The organism is Streptomyces sp. NPDC005070 (assembly GCF_053600395.1).
This window is the reverse complement of the sequence record NZ_JBSFZS010000292.1, coordinates 1-4,006: the sequence shown is the minus strand read 5'-3', so window position 1 is coordinate 4,006 and position 4,006 is coordinate 1. Positions and strand designations below refer to the sequence as shown.

Annotated in this window: 3 protein-coding genes and 1 pseudogene; 1 reads left to right on the top strand and 3 read right to left on the bottom strand. The window is 72.0% G+C overall.

The annotated features are described in order from the left end of the window. The first annotated feature begins 44 nt into the window (after positions 1-44). The gene (locus ACWEBX_RS37875; protein ID WP_451889274.1) at positions 45-878 is read left to right on the top strand and encodes a maleylpyruvate isomerase family mycothiol-dependent enzyme; all 834 of its coding nucleotides are present in this window, start codon (positions 45-47) and stop codon (positions 876-878) included. Positions 879-898: 20 nt separating this feature from the next. Here ACWEBX_RS37875 and ACWEBX_RS37870 read toward each other — a convergent pair whose 3' ends face one another. From ACWEBX_RS37870 to ACWEBX_RS37860, 3 genes and pseudogenes are all read right to left on the bottom strand, one after another. After that, positions 899-2,908 carry a glycoside hydrolase family 15 protein gene (locus tag ACWEBX_RS37870; protein ID WP_451889273.1) on the bottom strand — a complete coding sequence of 670 codons (2,010 nt, stop codon included), beginning with the start codon at positions 2,906-2,908 and terminating at the stop codon, positions 899-901. Between the two features lie 85 nt (positions 2,909-2,993). Continuing rightward, complete coding sequence (locus ACWEBX_RS37865; RefSeq protein ID WP_451889272.1) at positions 2,994-3,518, bottom strand: hypothetical protein; 525 nt, start codon at positions 3,516-3,518, stop codon at positions 2,994-2,996. Positions 3,519-3,735: 217 nt separating this feature from the next. Further along, positions 3,736-4,006 (bottom strand): annotated as a pseudogene (locus ACWEBX_RS37860) (hypothetical protein); the annotation flags it as partial.

The window sequence follows — 4,006 nt, the reverse complement described above, 5'->3', positions numbered from 1 at the left end:
CACACCTCCGCGACCCGGGGGAGGCGACAGCGGCAGGAGTCAGGATGGGCGACGACGTGGACGCAGTGGCTGGGCAGGACGTGCGAAGGGGGCTGCCCGAGGGGCTGGCCGCCGCGATACACGAGACCGCCGAGGAGATCGCCGCGCTGCTGCGGGCCGACGCCGACATGGAACGCCGGATCCCCGGGGCCGAGTGGAGCGTCGGCGAGGCGGCCGCGCATCTGGCGCTGGCCAACGAGCTGATGGCCGGGCTCGCGGCGGGACACGCGCGCCCCTACGGGGACGGCACACCGCAGAGTCTCGCCGGGGCCAACGAGCGCTCGCTGGCGGAGTTCGGGGAACGGAACGCCGAGCCCCTGGCCGCGATGATCGTCGAGCACGCCGACGCCTGTGTGAAGGCCCTGGAGGAGGACACCTTCGAGGGGCCCGTGGTCACCCCGCTCGGCTCGATGAGCCCACAGGAGCTGGGGTCGTATCTGCTCACGCACATGCTCGGCCACGGCTACGACCTCGCCCGCGCGCTGGGACGGCCGCACATGCTCGACCGGGCCCGGGTCCGGCTGACCCTGCCGTTCATGCTCACGGCGATGCCACGGGTCACCGACCCGCTGCGCACCGCCGGTATGAACGCCCGCTACGACATACGGCTGTGGGGCGGTGGCGGGTTCGGCGTGACCCTGGCCGACGGTGTGCCGACCGTCGATCCGGAGCCGCCGGCCGAGCCGGACTGCACCATCTCCATCGAACCGGTCACCTTCCTGCTGATGGGCCTCGGCCGGCTGGGACAGGTCGGCCCCATCCTGCGCGGCCGCATCCTCGTCCGGGGCCGCAAGCCCTGGCTCGCGCCGCGTTTCCCGGGCCTGTTCACGGCACCCTGAGCGCGCGGCCCCGCCGGGGGTCAGCCGAGCCTGCGGTCGAGGTTGAAGGCGGCGCTGATCAGGGCGAGGTGGGTGAAGGCCTGGGGGAAGTTGCCGCACTGTTCTCCGGTGTGGCCGATCTCCTCCGCGTAGAGGCCGAGGTGGTTGGCGTAGGTGAGCATCTTCTCGAAGGCGAGCCGGGCCTCGTCCAGGCGGCCCGCCCTGGTGAGTGCCTCGACGTGCCAGAACGAGCAGATCGAGAAGGTGCCCTCCTCTCCGCTGAGGCCGTCGGGACTCGCCAGTGGGTCGTAGCGGTAGACCAGCGAGTCGGAGACCAGCTCCTCGCCCAGGGCGTCGAGGGTGGCGAGCCACTTCGGGTCGGTCGGGGAGATGAACTTCCCGAGCGGCATCATCAGCAGCGACGCGTCGAGGATGTCGCTGTTCTCCGCCTGGGTGAAGGCGTTGCGTGCCGTGGACCAGCCATGGCTCATGATCCGCCGGTAGATCGTGTCACGGGCGGCGCCCCAGCGGTTCAGGTCGGCGGGCAGGCCGCGGTGCCGGGCCAGCCGCATGGCGCGCTCGATGGCCACCCAGCACATGAGGCGGGAGTAGAGGAAGGCCTTGCGGCCCCCGCGGGTCTCCCACACTCCCTCGTCCGGCTGGTCCCAGTTCTCACACACCCAGTCGACGATTCCGCTGACGCTGTTCCAGTGCGCGCTGGAGAGGGGTTGCCCCCACTTGTCGTAGAGGTAGAGGGAGTCGATCAGGGCCCCGTAGATGTCGAGCTGGAGCTGGCCGACGGCGCCGTTGCCGACACGTACGGGGAACGATCCGCGATGGCCCTCCAGATGAGTCAGCTCGCGCTCGGGCAGGTCACGGCGCCCGTCGATGCCGTACATGATCTGCAAGGGGCCGTCCGGGCCGATGTCCGCGGGGAACTCGCACTGGACGTGCGCGCACAAGAAGTTCATGAACGCCTCGGCCTCGTCCTTGAAGCCGAGACGCAGCAGCGCGTACACGCAGAACGCGGCGTCGCGGACCCACACATAGCGGTAGTCCCAGTTGCGCTCGCCGCCGATCCGCTCGGGCAGGCTGGTGGTGGGCGCGGCGATGATGGCGCCGGTGGGGGCGTACGTGAGCAGTTTCAGGGTGAGGGCGGAACGGTGCACCATCTCCCGCCAGCGGCCCCGGTAGCGCGACTGCGACAGCCAGCGCCGCCAGTAGCGCACGGTGGCCCCGAACTCCCGCTCGGCCTCCGTAACGGCGCAGAACCGCGGAGCCACCTCGTCGGTGACCTGGTCGAGGGTGAAGACCGCGGACTCCCCTTCGCGCAGTTTGAACAGCGACCACACGTCGTGCCCCGCCGCCTCGATGGGCACGGTGGCCGTCAGGGCCAGCCTGAGCGCGGGCGTGGCGAAGACGGCCTGGCCGGAGTCGATGTGCACGGTGTGCGGGGTCGTCCCGTAGTCGAAGCGGGGGGCGACGCGCGCGCGGAAGGGCAGGGTTCCGCGGACACACACCACACGGCGGATCAGGCGGTGCCGGTCGGTCTCGCGCGAGTCGTCGACGACCGGCATGAAGTCCTGGATCTCCCCGACCCCGTCGTCCGCGAAGAACCGGGTGATCAGCACGTTCGTGTCGGGGAAGTAGAACTGCTTCGTACGCGCCGGAACGTCCGCGGCGAGTTCGAAGCAGCCGCCCTTGTCGGCGTCCAGGATCGAGGCGAAGACGCTGGGCGCGTCGAAGCGGGGGCAGCAGTACCAGTCGATGGTGCCGTCGGTGCCGACCAGGGCCGCGCTGCGCAGGTCGCCGATCAGGCCGTGGTCGGCGATCGGCAGGTAGCGGGGGGTGCCCGTGCCGTACGGGGCGCCGGGTGCGCCCTGCGTCCCGCCGTACGCGGCGCCGGGGCCGTCATGCGTACCGCCGCCCGTGCCGTGCCGGGCGCCGGATGCGCCGTGCGGCCCGCTGTCGGCGCCGTACGAGGCGCCGGGTGCGCCCTGCGTCCCGTCGTCGGCGCCGACCCCGGAATTCGTGTCTGCCGTACCGGCCATACCGGCCTCCTCTGGGCCGTCACCCGAGCCTCCCCCTCCGCTCCAGGCTAACCAGTCGTCCGAGGTCCGGGGTGGTCGTGGGTGCTCAGTGCTTCAGGACGACCTTGGCGGCGACGATGATCAGTCCGAGGGCCAGGTTCACGAAACCCTCGGCGACGACGAGCCCCCGGGAGGCGCCGGCGCGGACGGCTCCGAGGCACGCCCACATGACCTGCTGGCCCACCGCGATGCCCAGAGCGATCCACAGGCCCGTGTTCACACTCATATCGAGGAGGGCGCTCAGGGCGAGGGCGGCGGCGGGCAGGGTGGCCGCCTCGACGATGGACCACTCGTGCGTGCCGATCCGGCGGATCTGGCGCAGGGACCACCGCTGGCCGACGATGCGTTCGCCGGCGATCTGCGCGTACACATGGGTCGCCCAGAAGACCAGGCCGGTGACCATCAGCAGCGCGACGGCCTGGAGATGCGGGAAGTCCCCTGTCGTTCCGGCCGTGGCCACGACGGAGGCGGCCAGGATCGAGCCGTAGATGGCGCCCGCGTAGTCGGTCCGGTGGCCGGCCGGCCGGTCTGCGCCGTCTCCGCCCTCGGGCGGAACGCTGGAGCCGCTCACCCGTTCACGGTAGGCGGCGGGGCAGGGCCCCGCCCGGCGAGTGGGCCGTCCGGGCGGGCGCGGGGCGCCGCCGGCCGTGACGGGGAGGGTGGGCCGGCACCGTCACCGCCCGCCGGGCTTCGTCACCGCTCCGCCGGGCCTCGTCACCGCCCTGTCGGACGCCTTCACCGCCCCGCCGGGCTTCGTCACCGCTCCGCCGGGCTTCGTCACCGCCCTGTCAGATGCCGTCACCGCCCTGCCGGGCTTCGTCACCGCTCTGTCGGGCGCCGGTCGGGCGGAAGCATGCCGTGACCGTCTTTCCGTGTCGCTGGCACTTCATGTCCCACTCGTCGGCGAGCATCCGCACGATGCCCACCCCGCGGCCGGACACGGCTCCCGGCTCCGGGTCACGCTGGAGCGGCAGGGTGGAGTCCTCGTCGTGGATGTCCGTGCCGCGACGGGACAGCGTGATGCCCCATCCCACCAGCGCCGCGGTCAGGAGCGAGAGA

Excerpts from the sequence above, each read along its gene's own strand:
- ACWEBX_RS37875 (WP_451889274.1), top strand. The coding sequence starts at position 45 with ATGGGCGACGACGTGGACGCAGTGGCTGGGCAGGACGTGCGAAGGGGG.
- ACWEBX_RS37870 (WP_451889273.1), bottom strand. The coding sequence starts at position 2,908 with ATGGCCGGTACGGCAGACACGAATTCCGGGGTCGGCGCCGACGACGGG.